The following is a 22,436-nucleotide window of genomic DNA, read 5'->3' on the forward strand; positions in this document are numbered from 1 at the left end:
CTTCGTCAGCCACGGGTGCTCTCTCCTGTCCAGGCGGGGTGGAAGGGTCAGTCCAGGTCGTCGAGGAGCGCGAACAGCTCCTCGTCGCTGGCGGTGTCGAGGTCGGTGTCGGGAACTTCGGGCTGGAAGCCGGGGACGGCACCCGCCGCGAGGTCGGCGAGCTCGCGCAGACGCTCGGCCGCGGCCGCGGTGTCGCCGCTGGGGACGGCGAGCAGTGCGGCGATGCGGTCCAGCTCCGCCAGCAACGGCGGCGCGGAGGCCGACGCGAGCAGGCCGTCGAGGTGTGCGGCCGCGGCGGCGGGGCTCGGGTGGTCGAACACCACCGTGGTGGGAAGCCGCAGACCGGTGGCCGCGGCCAGCCGGTTGCGCAGCTCCACCGACGTCAGCGAGTCGAAGCCGATCTCGAGGAACGACCGCGCCGGGTCGATCGACGCCGGGTCGTCGTGGCCGAGCACCTCGGCCGCCGTCGCGTTGACCAGTTCTCGCACCGCGGCGGCACGTTCCGCCGGCGGCAGCGCGGCCAGTCGCGATCCCGGATCCGTTGTACCGCCCGCGTTCACGGCACGGGTGCGGCGCGTTCGGTCGCGGACGAGATCGCGCAGCACGGCCGGACGCGGACCCGTCTGGGCGCGCAGGGCGGTGATGTCGAAGCGGGTGAGCGACACGACGGCTTCCGGCCCGGCGACGGCGAGGTCGAACAGCCGCACCGCCTCTTCGGTGGTCAACGGCGGCAGCCCGGCGCGCGCCAGCCTGCGCAGGTCGACGTCGGTGAGCTTCCCGGCCATGCCCGAGCTGTCCGCCCACAGGCCCCACGCCATCGAGGTGGCGGGAAGACCCAGTGCGCGGCGGTGTGCGGCGAGCGCGTCGAGGTAGGCGTTGCCCGCCGCGTAGTTGCCCTGCCCCGACGTGCCGAGCAGGCCGGCGACCGACGAGTACAGGACGAACGCGGACAGGTCGTGGCCGAGGGTCAGCTCGTGCAGGTTGCGGGCGGCGGCGATCTTGGGTGCCAGCACCGCGTCGACCTGCTCCGGCGTCAGTGCGGTGAGCAGCCCGTCGGCCAGTACACCGGCGGTGTGCACCACCGCGCCGACGTTCCTGCCTTCCAACGCCGAGGCGAGCGCGGCGCGGTCGGCGGCGTCGCACGCCAGGACGGTGACCTCGGCACCGAGCGCGGTCAGCTCCGCGACCAGCTCGGCGGCACCGGGCGCGGTGGCACCGCGCCGGGAGAGCAGCAGCAGCTCCCGCACGCCGTGCACGGTCACCAGGTGCCGGGACACGACCGCACCGAGCGCGCCAGTGGCACCGGTGACCAGCACCGGGCCCCTCCCCCAGTCCGGGGTGTCGCCCTCCGCGACGGCGGGCACCAACCGTGGGACGAGGAGGTCGCCGCGCACGGCGGTCTCCGGCTCGCCGGACGCCAGCGCCATCGCGATGCCCGAGTCGTCGGCTCCCGGTTCGAGGTCGACGAGCGCGAACCGGTCGGGGTTCTCGGTCATCGCGGTGCGCACCAGGCCCCACACGGCGGCACCGTCCGGGTCGGAGGACTCGACCTGCGCGCCTCTGGTGACGACGGCCAGCCGGGATCCGGCGAACCGGTCCTCCGTCAGCCAGAACCGCAGGGCGGCAAGCACTTCGTGGACAGAAGCGGCCGCTTCGCCGGACACCTTCAGCGCGACCGAAGCGGGCGATCCCTCCACAGTGGACAGATCGGTGACGATCACGGGAGGCGGTCCGGCAGGCGTGGGCACCGGTCGCCACGTCAGCGCGTGCATGCCCGGCTCGGGGATCCTCGTCGCGGTCCTCGGCCGCAGCAACAGGTCCTCGATCACGGCCACCGGCGCACCGCCGGCGTCGACGAGGGTGACCGAGGCCGACAGCGACCCGTCGCCTCCGCCGCTCGTGACCACGATCGCCTTGGCCGCCGTGGCACCAGGAGCGAACACCGCCACGCCGGAGAACGTGAACGGGAGCACCTCGGCACCCAGGAACAGCACGGGGTGCAGCGCCGCGTCCAGCAGCGCCGGGTGCAGGACGAACCGGCCCGCGTCGGCGTGCAGCGCCTCGGGCAACGCGACCTCCGCGACCAGCTCACCGTCCCGGCGGCGCAACGACCGCAGGCCGCGGAAGCCGGGCCCGTAGTCGTAACCGCGCTCGGCGAGGAGGTCGTAGTCGACCGCGACCTCGTCCCCTGTCACGGCGGGCACCTCGCCCGGTGCGGGGATGTCGGCGGTCAGCGTGCCCTCGGCGTTGAGGACCCAGACGCCTCCGGCGGCACGGGAGTGGACGGTGACCGACCCGTCCTCCGGCGACGCGGCGATCTGCACCTCGACCACGCCCTCCTCCGGCAGCACCAGCGGCGAGGCGAGCGTCAGACCGGCCAGGGCGGGAAGCCCCACCTCCTCACCGGCCCGCAGCACCATCTCCACCAGCGCGGCACCGGGCACCAGGACGGCCCCGCCGACGCGGTGGTCAGCGAGCCACGGGGCGCGGCGCAGCGACAGACCTCCGGTGAGCAGGACGGACCCGCTCGGCAACGCCACGGCCGCACCGAGCAGCGGGTGACCGGCGTCGCCGACCCCGAGCGCGGCGGCCGACGCGGTCCCGCCCGCCTCGGGCAGCCAGTGCCGTTTGGCGCGGAAGGCGTACGACGGCAGGTCGACCACGTCCGCGCCGGGGTAGAACGCGCCCCAGTCCAGCTCGACGCCCCGCGTGTGCAGGGTGGCGAGCGCGGTGAAGGCCGTCGTCGTCTCGGACCGGCCGGCCCGCAGCAGCGGGACCAGCGCCCCCGGCTCCTCCCGCACGCACTGGCGTACGAGTGCGGTCAGCACCGCGTCCGGCCCCAGTTCGACGTACTCGGTGACGCCCTCGGCCTCCAAAGTGCGGACACCGTCTACGAACCGGACGGGCTTGCGCACGTGGCCGACCCAGTAGTCCGGGTCCTGCAACAACCCCGGCTCCGCGACGCGGCCGGTCACGTTGGACACGATCGGGATCGTCTGCTCGTGGAAGACGACGTCCACGATGTCGGCGCGGAACTGGTCGAGGACGCCGTCCATGTGCGACGAGTGGAAGGCGTGGCTGACCCGCAGCCGCGTGGCGCGCAGACCGAGGCCCCGGAAGATCTCCGCGAGGGCCTCCACCGCGGCCTCGTCGCCGGAGATCACCGTGGCGGTGGGCGCGTTGATCCCTGCGATGTCCACACCGGACCGGTCGGTGACGACGTTCAGCACTTCCGCCTCGGACGCCTCCACCGCCACCATCGCGCCGCCGCGCCGGGCGCCCTGCATGGCACGGCCGCGGGCGGCGACGAGTGCGCACGCGTCGGCCAGGGTCAGCACACCGGCCACGTGCGCGGCGGCGACCTCGCCGACGGAGTGGCCGATGAGGAAGTCGGGCCGCAGCCCGTGGTGCTCCGCGAACCGGAACAACGCGACCTCGACGGCGAACACGGCGGCCTGGGTGAACGCGGTCTGGCCGAGCAGCGCGCCGTCGGCCGAGTTCTCGGGAGCGAACATCACCGTCCGCAGTGGACGGTCGAGCAGGTCGTCGAGATGTGTGCCGATCTCGTCGAGCGCGGCGGCGAACACCGGTGACGACGCGTACAGCTCCCGCCCCACGCCCGCCCGTTGCGAACCCTGGCCCGTGAAGAGGAACGCGGTGCGCCCGCGTCCGGCGGTGCCACCCGTGACGACGGACGCCAGGCGCTGCCCGGTGGCCAGCGCGTCGAGCCCCGCCACCAGTTCGGCGCGGTCGGCGCCGACGACGACCGCCCGGTTCTCCAGCGCGGCACGGGTCTTGGTCAGCGACCAGCCGATGTCGACCGAGTCGGCCTCGGGATGAGCGGTGACGAAGTCGCGCAGCCTGGCGGCCTGGTCCGCGAGCCCGGCGGCGTCCCTGGCGGACACGACCCAGGGCACGACGGCAGGTGCCGGGCGCTCGGCGGCGGGCCGCGCGGGCACCGGCGCGGGCGCCTCCAGGATGACGTGGGCGTTGGTGCCGGAGATGCCGAAGGACGACACACCCGCCCGCAACGGCCGGTCGGCCGACCACTGGCGTGCCTCGGTGAGCAGCTCGACCGCGCCCGCGGTCCAGTCCACGTGCGAGGACGGTGCACCGACGTGCAAAGTCTTGGGCAGCAGGCCGTTGCGCATCGCCATGAGCATTTTGATGACCCCGCCGACACCGGCGGCGGCCTGTGCGTGTCCGATGTTCGACTTCAGCGAACCGAGGTAGAGCGGGGTCTCGCGGTCGCGGCCGTAGGTGGCCATGAGCGCCTGCGCCTCGATCGGGTCGCCGAGACGGGTTCCGGTGCCGTGCGCCTCGACCGCGTCGACGTCCTCAATGGACAGACCGGCAGACGCCAGCGCGTCGCGGATGACCCGTTCCTGAGCGGGACCGTTGGGGGCGGTGAGGCCGTTGGACGCACCGTCGGAGTTGACGGCGGTGCCGCGGACGACGCCCAGGACGCGGTGCCCCTTGGCGCGAGCGTCGGACAGGCGCTCGACCAGCAGCAGGCCGACACCCTCCGACCAGCCGGTGCCGTCGGCGTCGTCCGAAAAGGACTTGCAGCGGCCGTCGGCCGAAAGTCCGCGCTGCCGCGAGAACTCGACGAACGTCGACGGGCCTGACATCACCGTGACACCGCCGGCCAGCGCGAGATCGCACTCGCCGTTGCGCAACGCCTGCGCCGCCAGGTGCAAGGCGACCAACGACGACGAGCACGCCGTGTCCACCGTCAGCGCCGGTCCCTCGAAGCCGAACGTGTAGGCGAGTCGTCCGGAGATGACGCTGGACGTGTTGCCCGCCAACAGGAAGCCCTCGAACTCCGACGGCACCGCGGTGAGCCGGGAGGCGTAGTCGTCGTACATGACGCCCGCGAACACGCCCGTGCGGCTGCCGCGCAAGGAGGTGGGGTCGATCCCCGCGTCCTCCAGCGTCTCCCACGCCGTCTCGAGCAACAACCTCTGCTGCGGATCGGTCGCCGTCGCCTCGCGCGGCGACATGCCGAAGAACCCCGCGTCGAACCGGTCGGCGTCGTGCAGGAACCCGCCGTGCCTGGTGTAGGTCGTCCCGGTGTGCTCCGGATCCGGGTGGTACAACGCCTCGACGTCCCAGCCGCGGTTCGACGGGAACTCCGAGATGGCGTCCGTCCCGGAAGCCACCAGGTCCCACAGGTCTTCCGGCGATCGCACCCCGCCGGGGAACCGGCACGCCATGCCCACGATGACGATCGGGTCGTTGTCGGACGTTCGGGGACGCCGGACGACGGTCTTCTCGGTGGTGTCCGCGGCGAGCTGCGAGGCGATGTGCACGGCCAGCGCGTCCGGGGACGGGTGGTCGAACGCCGCCGTGGCGCTCAGCTTGAGCCCCGTGACCGAGACCAGCCGGTTGCGCAGGTCGACGCCCGCCAACGAGTCGAAACCCTGTTCCTTGAACGCTTTTCCGGGATCGACGGCGTGCACGGCGGCGTGGCCGAGAGCGGCGGCGGTCTGTTCGCGGACGAGCGCGCGGACCGCGTCGAGGCGTGCGGCCTCCGGCAGGCCGGCCATGCCCGACGCCCACGCCGATCCGGCCGCCTTGCGCTTCACCTGGCGGACCAGGCCGCGCAGGACCGGCGCCACGTCACCTCCGGCCGATGCCCACTGCATCGGGGCGACGACGGCGGCGTCGACGGCGAGGGCCGCGTCGAACAGCTCCAGGCCCCTGGCGGCGGGCAGCGGGCTGAACCCCGCCCGCGCCCACCGGGCGAGGTCGGCTTCGCCGAGCCCGGCGCCCATGCCCGCCGTGTCGTCCCACAGGCCCCACGCCAGCGACGTCGCGGGCAGTCCCGCGGCACGACGGTGTGCGGCGAGGGCGTCCAGGACGGTGTTGGCCGCGGCGTAGTTGGCCTGCCCCGCCGTGCCGAGGAGGCCGGACACCGAGGAGTACAGGACGAACGCGCTCAGATCGCGGTTCGCGGTGAGCTCGTGCAGCAGCAGTGCGGCGTCGGCCTTGGGAGCCAGCACGGCGGCGACCTGCTCGTCGGTGAGCGAGGTGGCGGTGCCGTCGGCCACGACGCCCGCCGTGTGCACGATCGCGGACAGGTCGGTGATGCCGTCGAGCAACGCGGCCAACGCGGTCCGGTCCGCGACGTCCACGGCCTCGATCCGCACAGTCGCACCGAGAGCAGTGAGCTCGTCGGCCAGTTCGGCGGCGCCGGGCGCGGACGGTCCGCGCCGGCTGGTGAGGACGAGGCTCTTCACGTCGTGCGCGGTGACCAGGTGCCGGGCCAGCAGGGCGCCGAGACCGCCGGTGCCGCCGGTGACGAGGACCGTTCCTCCGTTGAGGCCGGGGCCGGTGCCGGTGGGTTCGGCCTTGGCGAGGCGGGGCGCGCGGAGCACTCCGTCGCGGGCGGCGACCTGCGGCTCCCCGGTGGCCACGACGGCGGCGGGGTCGGCGTCGCCGTCGAGGAGCACCAACCGGTCGGGGTGTTCGTTCTGCAGTGTGCGGACCAGTCCCCACGCGGAGGCGGCGGCCAGGTTCGTGGCGGTGTCGTCGGCGGCGGCGTTCCTGGTGCGCACGACCAGGCGGGTGTCGGCCGGGTGGTCGGCGGCCAGCCAGTCCCTGACCGCGGCGAGAACCGAGGTGGCGGCGGCGAACGGGGTGCCGCCCTCGACGTCGAGCACGTCGACCTGGGTGTCGACCGGTGTGGCAGTGGGGATTTCGGTCCAGGTGAGGGCGAACAGTCCGCCGGTCGCCGGTGCGCCACGGCGAACCGGGTGCAGTGCGAGTTCGACTCCGCCGGCCGGGACGCCCGCGCTGTCGGCGAGGACGATCGTGGCGCTGTCCGCGCCGGTGCGGGTGATCCGCGCCCGGTAGGCGGAGGCGCCCGTCCGCACGACGGAGGCGCCGGTCCAGGAGAAGGGGAGCTTGACCTGGTCGGGGTTGTCGGCCGCGAGGAGCACCAGCGGGTGCAGGACGGCGTCGAGCAGCGCGGGGTGGGCCAGATAACCCTCGCCGCGCAACGGTTCGGGGAGCCGGACCTCGGCGTGGAGGTCGTCGCCGTCCACCCACAACGCGGTCAGACCGCGGAAAGCGGGCCCGTACTCGTAACCGAGGTCCGCGAGCCGGTCGTAGACGTCGTCGAGCGGCATCGGTTCGCCGGGCGGCGGCCACTCGGTCAACGCCTCGGTTCGCCGGGCTTCTTCCGCGAGTGAGCCCGAGGCGTGCCGGGTCCACGTGCCGTCGCCGGTGCGGGAGTGCACAGCCAACCGTCCACTTGAGACTGTGACCTGCACGGTCACCGCCTCGGCGCCCAGCGGCAGCGGCGCTTCCAGGGTCAGCTCGTCGACCCGGTCGAACCCGGCCCGCTGACCGGCGGCCGCAGCCATCTCCAGCAGCGCCGTGCCGGGAACGACGACGGTCCCGCCGATGGCGTGGTCGGCCAGCCACGGGTGATCGGCCAGGGTCAGCGTGGTGGTGAGGACGACGTCGTCGCTCTCGGCCAGGTCCACCGCGGTGGTCAGCAACGGGTGGGCGGCACCGCCCGCGACGGCGCGGGTCGTGGCCAGCCAGAACCGCTCGCGCTGGAACGGGTAGGTCGGCAGGTCGACGGGCGTGGTTGGAGGCAGTGCGAACGGCGCGCCATGAACGTGCGCGGCGGCCAGCCCCAGCAACGCGGTCTCCGGCTCGAACCGACCAGCGCGGGAGGTCGCGAACACCGGCGTCTCCTCCGGCAGCGCGGCGGCGGCGAGCGGGGCGAGCACGGCGTCGGGCCCGACCTCGACGAACACCCGCGCCCCGGCGCCGGCCAGCGCGAGAACGGCGTCGTGGAACCGCACACCCGCACGGATCTGGCGAACCCAGTAGTCCGGAGTGGACAGTTCGGTGTCTGCGAGCGCTCCGGTGACGGTGGAGACGAAGGGAATCGTCAGCTCACCGAACCGCACGCCGGTGACCTCACTGCGGAACTCTGCGAGCACCCCGTCCATGTGCGGGGAGTGGAAGGCGTGGCTGACCGTGAGTGCACGGGTGCGCCGCCCCTTGGCGGCGTAGATGTCGGCCGCGGCGTGAACGGCCTCGGCGTCACCAGCGAGCACGACGGCCCGCGGCCCGTTGACGGCAGCCACGACCACCCGGCCCTCGAAGTCGTCGAGGCCCGGCAGAACCTCCTCTTCACTCGCTTCGACGGCCACCATCGCCCCGCCCTCCGTGGCGGCCTGCATCAGCCGCCCCCTGGCGGCGACCAGCAAGGCGGCGTCCTCGAGCGCGAGCAGCCCAGAGACGTGCGCGGCGGCGATCTCCCCGACCGAGTGCCCGGCGACCAGCTCGGGCAGGAGCCCGTGCGCGGCGAGCAACCGGGCCTGCGCGACCTCGAAGGCGAACAACGCGGGCTGCGTGAACTCCGTCCGTGCCAACAGATCGGACAGCCCCTGGGCGACCACGTCACGCAGGGGCCGCTCCAGGTGGGGGTCGAGCGCGGTGAACGCCTCGTCGTAGGCGGCGGCGAACACGGGGAACGCCGCGGCCAGTTCCTCGCCCATGCCGACGCGCTGCGCCCCCTGCCCGGTGAAGAGGAACGCGGTTTTTGCTTTGCCAGCAGCCGATCCGCGCACGACGGCGGGGTGGTCCTCGCCGCCGGCCAACGCGGCCAGCGCGGCACGGCGATCGGCCGGGGTCGAGGCGATGACGGCGGCGCGGTGCTCGAAGCGTGTGCGGGCGGCCAGCGTGGCGGCCACGGCGCCGGGGTCGGTGTGGGTGTCGGGGTCGGTGTCGAGCAGCGCGCGTGCCATCGCGGACACGGCGGCCGGGGTCTTGCCGCTGAGCACCCACGGCGAGGAGACCGCCGTCGGGCGCGCGGTGTCCACCACCGGTTCGGCGGCACCCGCGATCGGCCCAGGCGTGTCCGCGGCAGCACCCGCGATCGGCCCCGCAGCAGCGACCACCGGCCCACTACTCACCGGTTCCGCCTGCTCCAGCACCAGGTGCGCATTCGTGCCGCTGATCCCGAACGACGACACCGCCGCCCGCCGCGGCCGCTCCACCTCGGGCCAGCCCCGCCGATCCGTGACGAGCTCCAGCACCCCCGCTGACCAATCCACCGCAGAGGTCGGCCGATCGACGTGCAGCGTCGCGGGCACCACACCACGCCGGAGCGCCTCCACCAGCTTGATCACGCCACCCACGCCCGCCGCGGCCTGGGCGTGGCCGATGTTGGACTTCAGCGAACCCAGCAGCAGCGGGGTCGAGCGGCCCGGCCCGTAGGCGGCGGCAAGGGCCTCCGCCTCGACCGGGTCGCCCAGTGCGGTGCCGGTGCCGTGTGCCTCGACGACGTCCACGTCGGACGTCGTCAGGCCGGCGTCGGCCAGCGCGCGGCGGATGACCCGCTGCTGCGCCACACCGCTGGGGGCGGTCAGGCCGTTCGACGCACCGTCGTTGTTGATGGCCGAACCGCGGATCACCGCCAGGACCGGCAGGCCTCGGCGGCGGGCGTCGGACTCGCGGACGAGCACCAGCAGGCCCGCGCCCTCGGCCCACGCCGTGCCGTCGGCGTTGTCGGAGAAGGACTTGCAGCGCGCGTCGGCGGCCAGGCCGTGCTGGCGGGAGAACTCCAGGAACATGCCGGGTGACGCCATCACCGCGACACCGCCCGCCAGCGCCGCGTCGGATTCGCCGGAACGCAGCGACCGGACGGCCAGGTGCAGTGCCACCAGTGAGGACGAGCACGCGGTGTCGATGGTCAACGCCGGACCGGACAGACCCAGCTGGTAGGCGAGGCGGCCCGACAGCACGCTCGGTGCGGTGCCGGTGAGGACGTGTCCCTCGGCGTGCGATGGCGCCTCGTGCATCCGGGGGCCGTAGTCGCTACCGGTGGCGCCCACGAACACACCCGTGCTGGTGCCGCGCAACGCGTCCGGTTCGATCCCGGCCCGTTCGACGGCCTCCCACGCGAGCTCCAGCAGCAACCGCTGCTGCGGGTCCATGGCCAGTGCCTCGCGCGGGGAGATCCCGAAGAACGCCGCGTCGAAGTCAGCCACGCCGTCGAGGAACCCGCCCTCGCGCACCGCGCTCTTGCCCGACGCGTCCGGGTCGGTGGAGTGCAGGTCGGCCGGCCAGTCGCGGTCGACCGGGAACGGGCCGATCGCGTCAACGCCCTGCGCGACCACGCGCCACAGGTCCTGCGGGGAGGCGACACCGCCCGGATAACGGCACGCCATGCCGACGATCGCGATCGGCTCGCCGTCGTCGACGCGGGTGGCCTGCTCGACGACGACATCGGACGCGCCCGCGACGTGGTCGGTGAGCGCCTGGACGGTCGGGTGGTCGAACAGCACGCCGGACGGGAACTCGCGCCCGGTCGCGCCGGCGAGTGCGATCCGCAGCTCCTCCAGCATCAACGAGCTGAAGCCCAGGTCCCGGAACGGCGTGGTCGCCGGCACGGCCGACGGGTCGTCGGCGCCGAGGACCGCGGCCACGTGCGCGCGAACCAACTGCGACACGTCCACGGCGGACGTCGCGGCGACCGGACCGACAGTCCCCGTCGCGCGAATCCAGTAGCGCTCGCGCTGGAACGCGTAGGTCGGCAGCGCCACGGCAACGGCACCGGTTCCGGCGTAGAACGCCGCCCAGTCGACCTCGACGCCGTGGACGTGCAGTCCCGCCAGCGCGGTCGCGGCCGCCACGGACTCCTGCCGGTCGGCCCGCTGCAGCGCGATCGCCCGCACCTGAGTGGACGACGGCAGGCAGCCGGGGAGCATGGCCGTCAGCGCGGCGTCCGGGCCGATCTCGACCAGAGCGGAGACGTCGTCGGTCACCGTCACGACCGCGTCGAGCAGCCGCACGGGCTCGCGGACCTGCTCCACCCAGTACTCGGGCGAGGTCATCTCCGCGATTCGCCCGGTGACGGTGGACACCACCGGCACCGCAGGAGCACGGAACTCCAGCCCCGCGACGACCGCGCGGAAGTCGTCCAGCATCGGGTCCACGAGCGGCGAGTGGAAGGCGTGGCTGACGCTCAGCCGCTTGACCCTGACCCCCAGTGCGCGCATCCGTTCGGCGACGGCCAGGGTCGCGGCCGTCTCACCGGACACGACGACCGACTCACGCCCGTTGACCGCGGCGATGACCACACCGTCGGTCAGCTCGGCCCGCACCGCCTCCTCGGACGCGCCGACCGCGACCATCGCCCCACCGTCCGGCAGCGCGCCCATGAGCTTTCCGCGCGCGGCAACCAAAGCGCACGCGTCGTCCTCCGACAGCACCCCGGCGACGTGAGCCGCGGCGACCTCGCCGATGGAGTGGCCGATGAGCACGTCCGGGCGCACACCCCACGACCCCAGCAGCGCGTGCGCGGCGACCTCGAACGCGAAGAGCGCGGGCTGGGTGAACTCCGTGCGGTCCAACCCCTCGCCGGTGGCGATCGCCTCGGCCAGTCCGTCGAAGCGATCCACGATCCGGGCGAAGACCTCCGCGAAGACGGGGTGGCGGGCACTCAGCTCAGCGCCCATCCCGGCACGCTGGCTGCCCTGCCCGGTGAACAACATCCCGACGCCACCGGACCGCGCGGTGCCGGTGACGACCGCCGGGTGCGGCAACCCGTTCGCCACGGCCGCGAGCGCGGAGTCCACAGTGGACCGATCCGGCGCGACGACGACGGCGCGGTGTGCGAAGTGGGTGCGGGTGACGGCGGCCGAGTATCCGAGGTCGACGAGGGAACCGGGCCGCTCGGCGAGCCGGGAAGCTTGTGCGCGCAGGGCGTCGGGAGTGCGTCCGGAGATCGGGACGGCGATGGTGCCGGCCTCACGCACCGCATCCGGCCTCGCCGCAACCGCAGACGCCCCAACCAGAACGACGTGGCAGTTCGTCCCACCCATCCCGAACGAGCTCACCCCGGCGGCCAGCGGCCCGTCCCACGCCCCGTGCTGAACCTGTACCGCGAGGTTCAACGACGCCAGCGGAATCCGCGGGTTGGCCTCCGAGAAGTGCAGCGACGCCGGCAACTCCCGGTGCCGCAACGCCAGCACCACCTTCAGCAGCCCGGCGATGCCCGCGGCCGCTTCCAGGTGACCGATGTTGGTCTTGACCGACCCGACCGGCAACGGCCGCGACCGCTCCGCACCCAGCGCCGCACCGAGCGCAGCCGCCTCCACCGGGTCTCCCACCGGAGTGCCGGTGCCGTGCAGCTCGACGTATCCGATGTCGTCGGCGTCGAGTCCAGCGCGCCGGTGCGCGGCGCGGACCACGGCCTCCTGCGCTGCCGCGCTCGGCACGGTCAGCCCTTCCGTGGCACCGTCGTTGTTCACCGCACTGCCGGTGAGAACGGCGTAGATCTCGTCACCATCGGCCACAGCCGCCGACAACGGCTTGAGCACGACCACTGCGGCACCTTCGCCGCGCACGAAACCGTTGGCACGCGCGTCGAAGGTGTGGCAGCGCCCGTCCGGTGACAGGCCACCGAACCGGTCGGTCGCGAGAGCGCTCTCGGCCAGGAGGTTGAGCTGCACGCCCGCGGCGATCGCCATCGACGCCTGGCCGGTGCGCACCGCCTCGGCCGCCAGGTGCACCGCCACGAGCGACGAGGACTGGGCGGTGTCGACGACGACGCTCGCGCCGCGCAACCCCAGCACGTAGGAGACCCGGTTGGCGATGACGCCGCGGTGCAGGCCGGTGTTGCTGTGCTGGCCGATCGCGCTGTCGCCGGTGGCGTGCGCGAGTTCCGCGTAGTCGTCCCGCATCGCGCCCACGTAGACCGCGGTCGCACTGTCGCGCAACGAGGAAGGCACGACACGTGCGTCCTCCAGCGCCTCCCACACCAGTTCCAGCACCAGCCGTTGCTGCGGGTCGGTGGCCGCGGCCTCGCGGGGTGACACGCCGAAGAACTCCGCGTCGAACCCGTCCACGGAGTCGAGGAACGCACCGCGCGCCACCGTCCCCTCGGGGTCGGGCAGGCCGGACACGCTGGCCCAGCGGCCTTCCGGAACGTCACCGACGGCGTCGACGCCGTCGCGCAGGAGTTCCCAGAACGCGGCCGGATCGGGTGCTCCCGGCAGCCGGCAGGCGATGCCGATCACCGCGACCGGCTCGGTCGAGGGGGTCGAGAGAGTGGTGGCCTGACTGCTCGTCATGAGGCTCGACTGCCCTTTCTCGTGGTGATCGGGATGTCCGCTTCCCTGCCGCCTTTCCTACCGATCACGCGGTCACTGACCGGTTCTCCCGGTCGCGGACAGTCCACTGACAACTCGATGACCGCGCCGTGGACTCCGAGTGGGAGGGCCGTGGCTACGTTCGCGGTGCAGCGGAGCGGGACGGCCGCCCCGACCGACGAATGGACCCGTGAGATGACGAACCAGGCGATCGCGCCGGTCACCGACCCGTTGACCATGACCGAGACGTACGTCCGCGGCAGCAACGCCGGGGACATCGACGGAGTGCTCAGCCTCTACGCCGACGGCGCGATCTCGGTGTGGGAACCGGGAAACCCCGTCTCCGACGCGCTGCACGACGAGGTGGTGCGCGCCCACCTGGAGCGCAACCCCGACATGAAGGCGACCGTGCGCGAGTCCTACGTCACGGGCGACACGGCACTGCTGGTCGTCGACTGGACGATCGACATCCCCGCGGGCGGCGGACAGCCCGCGGAGAGTCACCAGGGCATCGGCCTCGACGTCCTGCGCAAGGGCGAGGACGGCCGCTGGCGCTACGTGATCGACAACCCCTTCGGCGAGGCCTGAACCACAACGGCGCGAACGGGGCGGGCGTGCGATGGACGCGCCCGCCCCGTTCGCGGTTCCGGATCGAGCAAAGAACCCAGGCGGGAGAACACGGATGGTCACACCCACCACCGCGCCGGAGCTGGCTGAGCCACACCTGCGCGGGCTGCTCGCGAGCATCGGGCTCGACGTCGAGTACGTGCGCGGCAGCGGCGACACGTTGTACTACCGGGACACCGACGGTGCGGAGATCCCGGTGCTGGACCTGGTCGGCGGCTACGGATCGCTGGTCTTCGGCCACAACCACCCGCGGCTGGTCGAACGGGCGCGGGAACTGCTGGAGCAGCAGGTCCCGGTGCACGCCCAGTTCTCGTACCACCCCTACGCCAACGAACTGGCGCACGAGCTGAACACGGTGCTGCGCCGCGAACTCGGCGTCGACGAGCCGTACCACGCGCTGTTCGGCAACAGCGGCGCGGAAGCTGTTGAGATCGCGATGAAGCACGCCGAGCTGGACAGGGTCGTCCGGGTCGGTGCACTGCGCGCCCGTGTCGCCGAGACGTGGGCGGCGGTGCAGGCCTCGGCGCCGGCCGTTCCCGCCGACGTCACCGAACGCCTGGAGCTCCCGGACACCGCGACGCTGGACGACGTCGTCGCCGCGGCCGCGCGGCTGAACGAGGAGTCGTTCACGCGTGCGCCGGTGTTCCTGGCGCTGGAGGGCGGTTTCCACGGCAAGCTCGCAGGCAGCGTCCAGCTGACGCACAACCCCGGCTACCGGATGCCGTTCAGCGCACTGGCCGCACAGGCCCGGTTCGTGCCCGCCGCACCTGGTGCGACCGCAGCGGCCGCCGACGCCGAACGGGCCGAGGTGATCGTGCCCGAGGTCGTGGACGGCGTGCTGCGGCTGACGGTCGAACGAAGCCCTGTCGTCGCCGCGCTGTTCGTCGAACCCGTGCAGGGTGAGGGCGGCATCCGCGTGCTCGACCGGACCGTCGCGGCCGAGATCAGGTCGGTGGCCGACGAAGCCGGGTTCCCGGTCGTGGTCGACGAGGTCCAGAGTGGAATGGGCCGCACCGGCCGGTTCTTCGCCGCCGCGCACTCCGGTCTCGCGGGCGACTACGTGCTGCTGGCCAAGGGAATCGGCGGCGGGGTCGCGAAGTCGTCGGTGACGCTCATCCGCGGTTCCCGCTACCAGGGCGACTTCGAGCTGGTGCACAGCTCCACGTTCGCCAAGGACGCCTTCTCCGTCCACATCGGACTGGAGGTCCTCCGGATGCTGGAGGAGGACGGTGGAGCGGCCTACGCACGTGCCGCCGAACGCGGGGCAGCGCTGCGGGCCGAGCTCGAGGCGGTGCGCGCGGAGTTCCCCGACGTCGTCTCCGACGTGCGCGGGGAGGGCCTGATGCTCGGTGTCGAGTTCGCCGACCTGACCGCGTCACCGGACCCTGTGCTGGCGGAGAACGCGGCCCACGGGCTCATCGGGTACGTGCTCGCGGGCCACCTGCTGCGCCGGCACGCCGTCCGGGTGTTCCCCACCGCCAGCGCCCCGCACACCCTGCGGGCCGAGCCGTCGATCTACCTCACCGACGAGGCGATCACGCAGTTCGGATCGGCGCTGCGGGAGCTGTGCGGGTTGCTGCGCAAGGAAGACGGCGCCGCACTGCTGCCCGTCTGAGCAAGCGCCCCCGCCCCTGTTCCCGTTGGCGGGAAAAGCACGTTCGGGCCGATAGATGGCCCGAACGTGCTTTTCGCGCCAAAGAAGTATGTCCGGTATGACTGAGTTGATACGGGCGCTGACACCAGGAGGAGGGGCTGCCGATGATCGGCAGCCCCTCCTCCGTGTACCCCGGGAACCCGCTCCCAGTCCTCCGACGGACCGGGCCGGGGCGGGACCGCGCACCCGCGTCCCGCCGTCCACCAGGGGTTAATGGACTTCCACGTCCCGGTGGCGACCGCATGAGGGACCACCGACCGGGCCCCGGTGCACCAGTGTGGGAACCGGGCGGTCCGCGTCACGAACCGCCCGTTCCCGTGTCCGGAGAGACCGTCAGGCCGCGACGGCCTTCTTCGGCGCCTTGAACAGCGCGGCCGTCACCACGATGCCGACCACCGTGAGGATGACCATGGACCAGAAACCGCTCTGGTAGCCGGCGTTGAGGTCCTGCTTCGCGTCACCCGTGGTGCCGGAGTACGCGACCGCGACGGCCGTGGCCACCGCGACACCGAGCGCGCCGCCGAGCTGGAAGCCCGCGGTGTTGATGCCCGACGCGATGCCCGAGTTCTCCTCGGGAACACCGGTCAGCGCCGCGATCGACACCGAGACGAAGCCCATGCCGAGACCGAAGCCGAACAGCACCAGCGCCGGGAACAGGTCGACGAAGTAGGTGCCGTCGACCGGTGCGCGCGTCAGCCAGACCACGCCGGCGCCCATGATCACGACCGCGATCAGGGTCATGTTGCGGAAGCCGAGCTTGGCGACGATGCGCGAGCCGATCTGCGAGCCCACGGTGGACATCACGGTGTAGACGACGGTCGCGACGCCGAACGCCAGCGCGGTGTACTGCAGGACCTGCTGGGCGTAGAGCGAGACCAGCAGGACCGCGCCGAACGTCACCATGCCGATGAGCAGCATGACCACGTTGCCGCCCAACAGGTTGCGGTTGCGGAACAGGCTCAGCGGGACCATCGGCGACGCGACGCGCTTCTCGATCACGATGAACACGGCGAAGAGGACGACGCTCGCGGCCAGCAGCAGGAGCGTGCGGGGGCTCGCCCAGCCGACGGTCGGCGTTTCGACCACGGCGTAGATGAACGCGCCAACCGCCAGCGTGATCGTCAGCGCGCCCAGCGGGTCGAAGCCGACCCGCTCCTCGGCCCTGCTCTCCTTGAGCAGCTTCGGACCGATCACCAGCACCAGCACGGCGACCGGGACGTTGATGAAGAACAGCCACTCCCAGCCGATGGTGTCGTTGATCGGGCCGCCGATGAGCAGCGCGGCCATCGCACCGATCGCACCGTTGGCCGCCCAGATCGCGAGCGCCTTCGACAGCTCCTTGGCGTCGGTGAACGTCGTCATGAGCAGTGCCAGCGCGGCGGGGGCGATCAACGCCGCCGACACGCCCTGGCCGACGCGGCCGATGATGAGGATCTCGCTCGACCACGCGAGGCCTGCCAGCAGCGATGCCGCGCCGAACAGGAGCATGCCGAGCATGAACATCTTCCTGCGGCCGGCGACGTCGGCGGTGCGTCCGCCGAGCAGCAGCAAGCCTCCGAACGTGATCAGGTACGAGCTCATCACCCACTGCGCGCCCGCCGGGGTGAAGCCGAGGTCGGCCTCGATCGACGGCAGCGCGAGCAGCACGATCTGCGCGTCCAGCTGCACCATGAAGAACGCGGCGCACAACAGCGCCAACGCCTTCCAGCGCAACGGGTTGAGCGGTGACCGCTCGGTGACGGGGTCGGCGTGCGCCCCTGTCACCGTGCTGGTCTTGGCGGTGTCCCCTGACATTGCAACTTCCTCTCTCGGTGTTTCCTCACCGCCGGAGTCGCCGACCCCGGCGGTCGTGCGCGCTCAGGCCCCTTCGCCGAGCCAGATCCGGCTCTGCAGGTCCGTGCCGCGCACGACCTGGACCCGGTAGGGCTCCATGCGCAGCACGTGGTACTCGGGGTCTTCCGGGCCGCCCTTCCAGTACGTGATCGGGTCGTACCCGACCGGGAAGGGAGATCCCTTGCGGTACAGGGCCCACACGTCCCGCTTGATCTCCGGGTCGTCCACCCAGAGCGACACGGTGTCGACGTGCACGACGTTCTGCCTGGGGCTCCAGTAGGAAAAGGTGGCGTGCGGGTTCCGTGCGAGGTGAGCGACCTTCACGGGCGTCTTGTACGCCGCGAGCCAGCCGACGGGCCGTCCGTCCACGACCTCCCAGATGGGCAGCAGCACCCTGGCCCTCGGCCGGTTGCGCTTGTCCACTGTGATCATCGTGCAGTACTTGATGTCGGCCACGTACTCGAAGAACTTCTCCTCGATGTCGGCGAAGGAGCTGACCGTGAGCATGTCTTTCCCCAGCTGGAGTCGTCCGCGCGGGCGGGGTTCGGGTGCGAAACAGGGCAGAATCGGCCGCCCCTGCGTTGCAGCAGGGTTCTCTAGTTCGCAGGGATTGGTTGTGCTGCCCGGTCGTGACGCGTCACGACCGGGGTGGAAAAGTCATTCCGCGCCGAGAGGAACGAGTCCCTGGGCGATTCCGCCGTCGACGGGGATCTCGATCCCCGTGGTGAAGGTGGCGTCGAAGGCGAGGAACAGGGCGGCCTTCGCGACCTCCTCCACCGTGCCGATCCGGCCCATCGGGGTGAGGGTGGAACCTTCGGCGATGAAGTGGGCCCGGTCCTCGTCGGTCACGGTCGCGACGCCCATGGTGGGTGTGCGGATGAAGCCGGGGCTGACGACGTTGACCCGGATCCCCCTCGGCAGCAGCTCGGCGGCGAGCACCTTGGCGAACGCGCGCACCGCGGCCTTGGCCCCGGAGAACGCGGCCATGCCGGGGGTTCCGGTGCCGTCGGCGACGGCGGTCGTGAAGACGATCGCGCCACCGTCGTTGATGAACGGCAGCAGCTTCTGCACCGTGAAGAACGCGCCCTTGGTGTTGACCGCGAAGGTCTTGTCGTAGACGGCCTCGGTGGCGCTCTCGAACGGCTCGAGCTCCGCGAAGCCCGCGTTGACGTGGAGGTAGTCGACGGTGCCGAGCTTCTCGCCGACCACCTTGGCCAGCGCGTCGACGTCGGCCAGGTCCGTGGTGTCGGAGCGGACGACGTGGGCGTTCTCGCCCAACTGTGCCTGCGCCGCCTTGATGTTCTGCTCGTTGTAGCCGGTGAGCAGGACCTCGGCACCGCCGCCGACCAGGGCCTCGACCACGGCCAGTCCCATGCCGTGGGTCCCGCCGGTGATCACGGCCTTCTTGCCTGAGTAAACGTCCACTTCTCCCCATTTCGCTCCGCTGGCCGGAATTCGCCAGCGCGGCTCCGACCAAATATGACACGGCTTGCAAACACGATCAACTACTGACAAATGTGTCAGCACTTACCAGCAGGAAAGCACTTACCAATCGGTAAGTACCCCGCTCCGGGAATTAGGAGGAACAAATTCCCCTCCACCATTCCCGAAATAGTGCCGCGGCGCGAGCCCTCGCAGACGGTCAGATCGCGAGCGCGGCGTGCACGTGGCGGGCCGCGCGCAGGCCCGACTCGATCGCACCGTCGACGCACCCGCTCCAGCCGTTGGCCGAGTCGCCGTTGGCGAACGAGATCCGCCCGTGCGGCGCCTGGATCTCCCGCATGGTGGTGAGCTGGCCCGGCTGGCGGTAGGCCCAGCCGCCCTCGCTGAACTCGTCACGGCCCCAGTCGTGGAACTTGTACGACAGCACCTCGGCACCGGGCTCCAGGTGGTGCACCGCGGCCTGCACGGCGGCCGGGTCGGTGTGGTCGACGTCCTCCTCGACGATGAACCCGACGACGAGCTGCGAACCGTCACCGAGGACGCGGTGCGGGAACAGGCCGATGATCGGCGCGCCCTCCTCGCCCTGGCTGTAGAACGCGCCCTGGAACTCGCCGCGCAGGTGGATCGCGAGCTTGACGGCGTTCGGCACGCCGATGGTCTCGCGGGACGCGCGCAGGTGCGGTTCGGGCAGGCCGGCGGTGAAGTCGAGCGACTTCCAGGTGTTGACCGGGGTCGCCACGACGACCGAACGCGCGGTGAGCCGCTCGCCGGACCGGGTGGTCACCACGACGTGCTCGCCGCTGTCGTCGATGGTGGCGACCGGGGTGTTCAGGCGCAGCTCCACACCGTCGGCGTCGGCGGCCATGAGCTCGGCGAGGTTCTGCATGCCGTTCACCAGACGCAGGTTGAAGATCGCGTCGAAGCCGATCAGCTCCAGCTGGCCCAGCGCCCACCAGTGGGCGGGCATCGTCAGCGCACCCCTGGCGGCGAGCCCGCCGGACTCCCCCGAAGCCCAGCCCCAGAGCAGGTTCGCGTCCTCTTCGGACAGTTCGAGGTCCTCGATGGCCTGCCGCAACGACTTCTTGTCGACCTCGGCCAGCTTCTCCGCGTGGTACCACGGGTTGTGCGGCCGTTCGTAGTACTCGTCCCAGCCGCTGAACAGCCGGGTCAGCAGGTCGTGCTGGCGCTGCAGGATCTCCGGTCCCGGATAGGTCCGGAACCCGCCGGGAACGGGGAAGGTGGCGGTCACCGGCTTCTCGTCGGCGACGACGTCCAGCCCGAACCTCGTGATCTCCGTCCACACGTGCGGCTGGGACCAGTGCACCCACGCCGCTCCCAGCTCGACCGGGTGGCCCTGCATCCGTTCGGTGTAGGCGCGTCCACCGACGCGGTCCTTGCCCTCCAGCAGGACCACGCGCCTGCCCTTGGCGGCCAGTTCGCGGGCGGCCGAGATTCCGGCGAACCCGGCGCCGATCACCACCACGTCGTGAGCGGTGTCGTTGTTCGACATTGCTTCCTCCCCTGCGAGAAGTCCACGGCGGACTCGAGCCGTGCCGAGGTGAAGCTAACGTCGCGGGACCCACCGGCCGTCCTTCACGGGTAACGGCCCGGTCATCTGGTCAGAACCGTTGCGGTGGAACGAAAAACGGGGTGGGACGCGTGTGCGTCCCACCCCGTTCGCCGGGTGCTGCCCACCGGTCAGGCGCGTTCGATCACGACCACCGGGATCTCCCGGGGCGCGGTCGCCTGGTAGGTGTCGTAGGCGGGCCACAACTCGGTCATCTTGGCCCACAGGCGAGGCTTCTCGTCGGCCGTCGCGGTGCGCGCGACCGCGTCGAACTTGTCCGGCCCGACCTGAACGTGCACCTCGGGGTTCGCGACCAGGTTCTGGTACCAGTCGGGGTGGACCGGCCCACCGCTCATGTGCGAGGCGATGACCACGTAACGGCCGTCGTCCTCGGTGTAGAACATGGCTGTGCGGCGCAGCTTTCCGGTCTTGCGCCCGCGCGTGGTGAGCACGAGGTTGGTCACCCCCGCCTCCAGGTGGCCGTCGCGGCCGTCGCTCGCGATGTAGCGGCGGACGTGCTCGGCGACCCCGGCGTACGGGCTGTCGGTGACCTCTTCAGGACGTGGGGCGGACATGTGGCTCCTCTGCTGCGATTGACTGACGGCTGCGATGCGTCACCGTCCTGATACTCACTGTATCCAGACTCGTCCGTTCACCGCGGTGGTTCCCGCGCCGGAACCTCGTGGAAGGCACCCTGGTAGAACGCGAGGCTCCCGGCGTCTTCGCCGGTCCTCGCGCCGAGCACGGTGCCGACGACGACCGAGTGGTCACCGGCAGGGTGGACGTCGGTCACCGAGCACTCCAGCCAGGCGAGAGCACCACCGAGCAGCGGAACGCCGGTCACGTCGCCTTCCGTCCAGTCGTGGCCGGCGAACTGGGCGAGACCGAGCGGCCGCTTCTTGTCGGCGAAGTGCGTGGCCACCGCGCCCTGGTCGGCCCGCAGCACCGAGACGCCGAACGTGCCGGCGGACAGGAGGGCCTCGTGCATCACCGCGCTGTGCGCGATGCAGCAGAGCACGAGGGGCGGGTCGAGCGACACGGAGCTGAAGGCGTTCGCGGTCATGCCGTGGACGTGGCCGCCCCCGGTGGTGAGCACGACGACACCGGTGGTGAACCTGGACATCGCCGCGCGCAGGGCGGCGGACGTGACAGGACTTGCGACCGGCTGGGCCGGAACGTGCGCGGTCAACACGACCTCCTCGTTGACGTCCGAAGTGGACGGTCGCGGGTGGCTGGTGGCGTCTGCAAGTACCACCAACTGCGAGTTGGTGGTACTTGCAGACGCCACTGTTCAGGCGTTGGTGGGTCAGACGTTCCACACGCCGGTGGCCGCCGCGGCACGCGCGTAGGTCTCGAAGTCCATCGGCTCACGGCCGAGAGCGCGCTGCACGCCGTCGGACAGGTGGGCGTTGCGGCCGTCGCGGATCTGGCCGATGAGGTCGGCGAGCATGCCCGCGTAGTCCTCGGGAAGTCCCTGCGCCACCTGCGCGGCGACGTACTCCTCGGCGGTGACGGGCTCGTAGCGCACCTCGCGGCCGAGCACGCGGGACAGGATCTCGGCGGCGTCGCCGAAGGTGATCGGGGTGGGGCCGGTCATCTCGTAGATCTCGCCGACGTGCTTGTCCTCGACCAGTGCGGCAACGGCCACGGCGGCAACGTCTTCGCAGTCGATGAACGGTTCGAGGCCCTGCCCGGCCGGAATCCGGATGAGGCCCTCGCGCACGCCGTCGAGCAGGATGCCCTCGTCGAAGTTCTGGGTGAACCAGGTCGGGCGCAGGATCGTCCACTCCAGACCGGACTCCTGCACCTCCCCCTCGCTGCCGACGAGGGACTTGCCGCCGGCGTCCTGGTCGGTGCGGGCCTGGAGCAGCACGACGCGGCGGACACCGGCCGCCTGCGCGCGCTTGCAGAAGGTGCGGACGGAGACGGCCGGGTCCCACTCCACGGCCTCGTCCACGAGGTCGACCATGTAGACGGCACGGACGCCGTCGATCGCCGCCTCCCAGGTGCTCTCGTCGTGCCAGTCGAAACGGGTGTCCCCCGAGCGGCTCGCCGCCCGCGCCGTGTGCCCGGCCGCGCGGAGCTGGGACACGACGCGCTTGCCGGTCTTGCCGGTGCCGCCGAGGACGAGGAAGTCGTTCGCAGTCATGGGACCGAGTCAAACAGCGGCGGGGAATGCCGCCGGTAATCC

General features: G+C 71.8%; 10 protein-coding genes. 2 read left to right on the top strand and 8 right to left on the bottom strand.

The features are described from left to right. Positions 1–47: 47 nt before the first annotated feature. A complete protein-coding gene (locus tag ACFOWZ_RS04320; RefSeq protein ID WP_382368982.1) occupies positions 48–13,103 on the bottom strand; it encodes an SDR family NAD(P)-dependent oxidoreductase in 13,056 nt (4,351 codons plus the stop codon). A 150-nt stretch (positions 13,104–13,253) separates the two neighbouring features. On the opposite strand from ACFOWZ_RS04320, the gene ACFOWZ_RS04325 reads away from it, so the two are divergent. Together ACFOWZ_RS04325 and ACFOWZ_RS04330 are read left to right on the top strand one after the other, a co-directional pair. Further along, positions 13,254–13,709, top strand: a complete 456-nt coding sequence (locus ACFOWZ_RS04325; protein WP_382368985.1) for a YybH family protein — start codon at positions 13,254–13,256, stop codon at positions 13,707–13,709. A 94-nt stretch (positions 13,710–13,803) separates the two neighbouring features. Further along, on the top strand, positions 13,804–15,363 hold the full coding sequence (locus ACFOWZ_RS04330; protein WP_382368988.1) for an aspartate aminotransferase family protein: 1,560 nt from the start codon (positions 13,804–13,806) through the stop codon (positions 15,361–15,363). A 372-nt stretch (positions 15,364–15,735) separates the two neighbouring features. On the opposite strand, the gene ACFOWZ_RS04335 is transcribed toward ACFOWZ_RS04330, so the two are convergent. From ACFOWZ_RS04335 to ACFOWZ_RS04365, 7 genes are all read right to left on the bottom strand, one after another. Beyond that, positions 15,736–17,196, bottom strand: coding sequence for an MFS transporter (locus ACFOWZ_RS04335; protein ID WP_382368991.1), 1,461 nt, complete (start codon positions 17,194–17,196; stop codon positions 15,736–15,738). A gap of 63 nt (positions 17,197–17,259) precedes the next feature. Then, a complete protein-coding gene (locus ACFOWZ_RS04340) occupies positions 17,260–17,742 on the bottom strand; it encodes a pyridoxamine 5'-phosphate oxidase family protein (RefSeq protein ID WP_382368994.1) in 483 nt (160 codons plus the stop codon). Positions 17,743–17,892: 150 nt separating this feature from the next. Next, entirely contained in the window at positions 17,893–18,660 is a 768-nt protein-coding gene (locus ACFOWZ_RS04345; RefSeq protein ID WP_382368997.1) for an SDR family oxidoreductase, read from the bottom strand. Between the two features lie 217 nt (positions 18,661–18,877). Continuing rightward, on the bottom strand, positions 18,878–20,188 hold the full coding sequence (locus tag ACFOWZ_RS04350) for a flavin monoamine oxidase family protein (RefSeq protein WP_382369000.1): 1,311 nt from the start codon (positions 20,186–20,188) through the stop codon (positions 18,878–18,880). A gap of 188 nt (positions 20,189–20,376) precedes the next feature. Then, positions 20,377–20,820, bottom strand: a complete 444-nt coding sequence (locus tag ACFOWZ_RS04355) for a nitroreductase family deazaflavin-dependent oxidoreductase (protein WP_382369003.1) — start codon at positions 20,818–20,820, stop codon at positions 20,377–20,379. Positions 20,821–20,897: 77 nt separating this feature from the next. Further along, positions 20,898–21,500 carry a flavin reductase family protein gene (locus ACFOWZ_RS04360; RefSeq protein ID WP_382369116.1) on the bottom strand — a complete coding sequence of 201 codons (603 nt, stop codon included), beginning with the start codon at positions 21,498–21,500 and terminating at the stop codon, positions 20,898–20,900. A 51-nt stretch (positions 21,501–21,551) separates the two neighbouring features. Further along, a complete protein-coding gene (locus ACFOWZ_RS04365; RefSeq protein WP_382369006.1) occupies positions 21,552–22,394 on the bottom strand; it encodes an NAD(P)H-binding protein in 843 nt (280 codons plus the stop codon). Between the last annotated feature and the right edge of the window lie 42 nt (positions 22,395–22,436).

This window comes from Lentzea rhizosphaerae, assembly GCF_042649515.1.
GTDB lineage: Bacteria > Actinomycetota > Actinomycetes > Mycobacteriales > Pseudonocardiaceae > Lentzea > Lentzea aerocolonigenes.

Excerpts from the sequence above, each read along its gene's own strand:
- ACFOWZ_RS04320 (WP_382368982.1), bottom strand. The coding sequence starts at position 13,103 with ATGACGAGCAGTCAGGCCACCACTCTCTCGACCCCCTCGACCGAGCCG.
- ACFOWZ_RS04330 (WP_382368988.1), top strand. The coding sequence starts at position 13,804 with ATGGTCACACCCACCACCGCGCCGGAGCTGGCTGAGCCACACCTGCGC.
- ACFOWZ_RS04335 (WP_382368991.1), bottom strand. The coding sequence starts at position 17,196 with ATGTCAGGGGACACCGCCAAGACCAGCACGGTGACAGGGGCGCACGCC.
- ACFOWZ_RS04340 (WP_382368994.1), bottom strand. The coding sequence starts at position 17,742 with ATGCTCACGGTCAGCTCCTTCGCCGACATCGAGGAGAAGTTCTTCGAG.
- ACFOWZ_RS04350 (WP_382369000.1), bottom strand. The coding sequence starts at position 20,188 with ATGTCGAACAACGACACCGCTCACGACGTGGTGGTGATCGGCGCCGGG.
- ACFOWZ_RS04355 (WP_382369003.1), bottom strand. The coding sequence starts at position 20,820 with ATGTCCGCCCCACGTCCTGAAGAGGTCACCGACAGCCCGTACGCCGGG.
- ACFOWZ_RS04365 (WP_382369006.1), bottom strand. The coding sequence starts at position 22,394 with ATGACTGCGAACGACTTCCTCGTCCTCGGCGGCACCGGCAAGACCGGC.